General features: G+C 52.2%; 1 tRNA gene and 2 rRNA genes. All 3 read right to left on the reverse strand.

Annotated features, from left to right (window positions below):
• Window positions 1–5 precede the first annotated feature (5 nt).
• Window positions 6–117 (reverse strand): 5S ribosomal RNA (rrf, locus tag KO529_RS08715).
• A gap of 244 nt (window positions 118–361) precedes the next feature.
• Window positions 362–3,199: ribosomal RNA gene (locus KO529_RS08720) — 23S ribosomal RNA — on the reverse strand.
• Window positions 3,200–3,419: 220 nt separating this feature from the next.
• Window positions 3,420–3,493: transfer RNA gene (locus tag KO529_RS08725), tRNA-Ala, on the reverse strand.
• Window positions 3,494–3,596 lie beyond the last annotated feature (103 nt).

Genomic DNA, 3,596 nt, shown 5'->3' on the forward strand with positions numbered 1-3,596 from the left:
TCAAAAAAAGGCGGCGGCCTACTCTCCCACTTGGTGTAGCAGTACCATCGGCGCAGACGGGCTTAACTTCCCTGTTCGGAATGGTAAGGGGTGGGCCCCGTCGCCATGGCCACCTAAAATCGTTGATGTTTTTCCATGGCCCTTGGGCCATGGTCTGCCCGAACTGCATTGCAGGGCGGGCCACCTAAAAACTTATATAATTTAATGTCCGGTACCCTTCAGCGGATGCTGAGCGTAGCCGAAGCATGACATAATAATGGGACAGGGCGGCCGTTGCGGTCGCACTAAAATAAGGTAAGGTACACGTACAGTTGTTTAAAAAAAGGTTTGTTGCGCCCCGCGGTTTCCCGCGGGACGGCGTTTGCGCAAGCCAACGGGCAATTAGTACCACTCGGCTACGGACATTGCTGCCCTTCCACCTATGGCCTATCGACGTGGTCATCTCCCACGGCCCTTTAAAGAAATCTCATCTTGTGGCGGGTTTCGCGCTTATATGCTTTCAGCGCTTATCCCATCCCGACATAGCTACCCAGCAATGCCCCTGGCGGGACAACTGGTGCACCAGCGGTCGGTCCAACCCGGTCCTCTCGTACTAGGGTCAGGTCCACTCAAATTTCTAACGCCCGCAGTAGATAGAGACCGAACTGTCTCACGACGTTCTGAACCCAGCTCGCGTGCCACTTTAATGGGCGAACAGCCCAACCCTTGGGACCTTCTCCAGCCCCAGGATGTGACGAGCCGACATCGAGGTGCCAAACCCCCCCGTCGATATGAGCTCTTGGGGGAGATCAGCCTGTTATCCCCGGCGTACCTTTTATCCTTTGAGCGATGGCCCTTCCATGCGGAACCACCGGATCACTATGCTCTACTTTCGTACCTGGTCGACCTGTATGTCTCTCAGTCAAGCGCCCTTGTGCCATTGCACTCTGCACACGATTGCCAACCGTATTGAGGGCACCTTTAGAAGCCTCCGTTACTCTTTTGGAGGCGACCACCCCAGTCAAACTACCCACCACGCACTGTCCTCCCATAAGGGAGTTAGGCCCCGGACAAACAAAGGCTGGTATTTCAACAATGACTCCACCACACCTGGCGATGCAGCTTCAAAGTCTCCCAGCTATCCTACACATTGGTTGCCCAAGGTCAATACGAAGCTATAGTAAAGGTGCACGGGGTCTTTTCGTCCCACTGCGGGTAACCGGCATCTTCACCGATACTACAATTTCACCGAGCTCATGGCCGAGACAGTGTCCAGATCGTTGCACCATTCGTGCAGGTCGGAACTTACCCGACAAGGAATTTCGCTACCTTAGGACCGTTATAGTTACGGCCGCCGTTTACTGGGGCTTCAATTCAATGCTTCTCCTTGCGAATGACATCTCCTCTTAACCTTCCAGCACCGGGCAGGTGTCAGGCCCTATACTTCATCTCTCGATTTTGCAGAGCCCTGTGTTTTTGATAAACAGTCGCCTGGACCTCTTCACTGCGGCCCCCGCCGTGGCGGGGGCGACCCTTCTCCCGAAGTTACGGGTCTATTTTGCCTAGTTCCTTAGCCATGAATCTCTCGAGCGCCTTAGAATACTCATCCCAACCACCTGTGTCGGTTTGCGGTACGGGCTGCTTCACTTGGTTTTCTCGGAGGATGTTAAGCTGGATTATCACCTTGGCCGGAGCCTCAGTGTACTATCGGGGCGTCACCGCTCCCTTCAACGTACTATTCCGTCAGTACGCACCAACGCCACATCCCCGTCACTTTTAATGTGAGCAGGTACAGAAATATTAATCTGTTGTCCATCCACTACCCCCTTCGGGTTCGTGTTAGGTCCCGACTGACCCCCAGCTGATTAGCATAGCTGGGGAAACCTTGGTCTTTCGGCGTGCGGGTTTCTCGCCCGCATTATCGTTACTTATGCCTACATTTTCGTTTGTAGCTCCTCCAGCAACCCTTACAGATCGCCTTCAGCGGCACTACAATGCTCCCCTACCCCTCTGTACCGAGTACAGAAGTCACAGCTTCGGTGATATGCTTATGCCCGATTATTATCCATGCGGAACCGCTCGACCAGTGAGCTGTTACGCACTCTTTAAATGAATGGCTGCTTCCAAGCCAACATCCTGGCTGTCAATGCAGTTCCACCGCGTTATATCAACTTAGCATATACTTTGGGACCTTAGCTGGTGATCTGGGTTCTTTCCCTCTCGGACATGGACCTTAGCACCCATGCCCTCACTGCGCAGAAACATTTTATAGCATTCGGAGTTTGTCAGGAATTGGTAGGCGGTGAAGCCCCCGCATCCAATCAGTAGCTCTACCTCTATAAAACTATCTACACGCTGCACCTAAATGCATTTCGGGGAGTACGAGCTATTTCCGAGTTTGATTGGCCTTTCACCCCTACCCACAGGTCATCCCAAGACTTTTCAACGTCAACGGGTTCGGTCCTCCACTGTGTGTTACCACAGCTTCAACCTGCCCATGGGTAGATCACACGGTTTCGCGTCTACTACTACTGACTATGGCGCCCTGTTCAGACTCGCTTTCGCTACGGATCCGCACCTGAAGTGCTTAACCTTGCCAGTAAAAGTAACTCGTAGGCTCATTATGCAAAAGGCACGCCGTCACCCCCGAAGGGGCTCCGACCGCTTGTAGGCGTATGGTTTCAGGATCTTTTTCACTCCCTTGTTCAGGGTTCTTTTCACCTTTCCCTCACGGTACTGGTTCACTATCGGTCTCTCAGGAGTATTTAGTCTTGGCGGATGGTCCCGCCGGATTCATACAGGGTTTCACGTGCCCCGCACTACTCAGGATACCGCTATCGATAATGTTCTTTGCTCTTACGGGACTATCACCCTCTTCGGTCCCTCTTTCCAAAGGGTTCTGATTCATCGCACATCGAATCTCGCGGTCCTACAACCCCGATATTGCCGAAACAACATCGGTTTGGACTAATCCGCTTTCGCTCGCCACTACTCACGGAATCACTTTTGTTTTCTCCTCCTCCGGCTACTTAGATGTTTCAGTTCACCGGGTTTGCCCCCCTTGCGGGGTACTATACCTTCAATATAGTGGGTTGCCCCATTCGGATACCTGCGGATCACATCGTATGTGCCGATCCCCGCAGCTTTTCGCAGCTTATCGCGTCCTTCATCGCCTCTGAGAGCCTAGGCATTCCCCATACGCCCTTATCCAGCTTGTCGCCAGACCTTTATGTTATTCGCGGGCCCCCTTTCCGCGGCAGCGTCCAAAGGGCCCTCTCAATTATACTTGTACTTTACTTTACTTTCGTGTTTCTTTTTCAGCGTACGCAAAGACCTGAATCTTTTGCGCACCCTGTCCCAATATGTCAATGAACGTTTAGGCCATCCCCGTCGTCCCTTTTGCGGCCTTTGGCCAAGATAACGGCAATGTATTGCCAATGTGGAGAATATCGGAGTCGAACCGATGACCTCCTGCGTGCAAGGCAGGCGCTCTAGCCAGCTGAGCTAATCCCCCGTTTTTTTTCAGTGATCAGTTAACAGTTATCAGTTAACAATTACTTACAACGGTTACTCAACCCCTAGAATTTCCTAATTCAATAATTTCAATCAATGAACGT

Source organism: Arenibacter algicola (assembly GCF_018860365.1).
In the GTDB taxonomy this organism is placed as follows: Bacteria; Bacteroidota; Bacteroidia; order Flavobacteriales; family Flavobacteriaceae; genus Arenibacter; species Arenibacter algicola_B.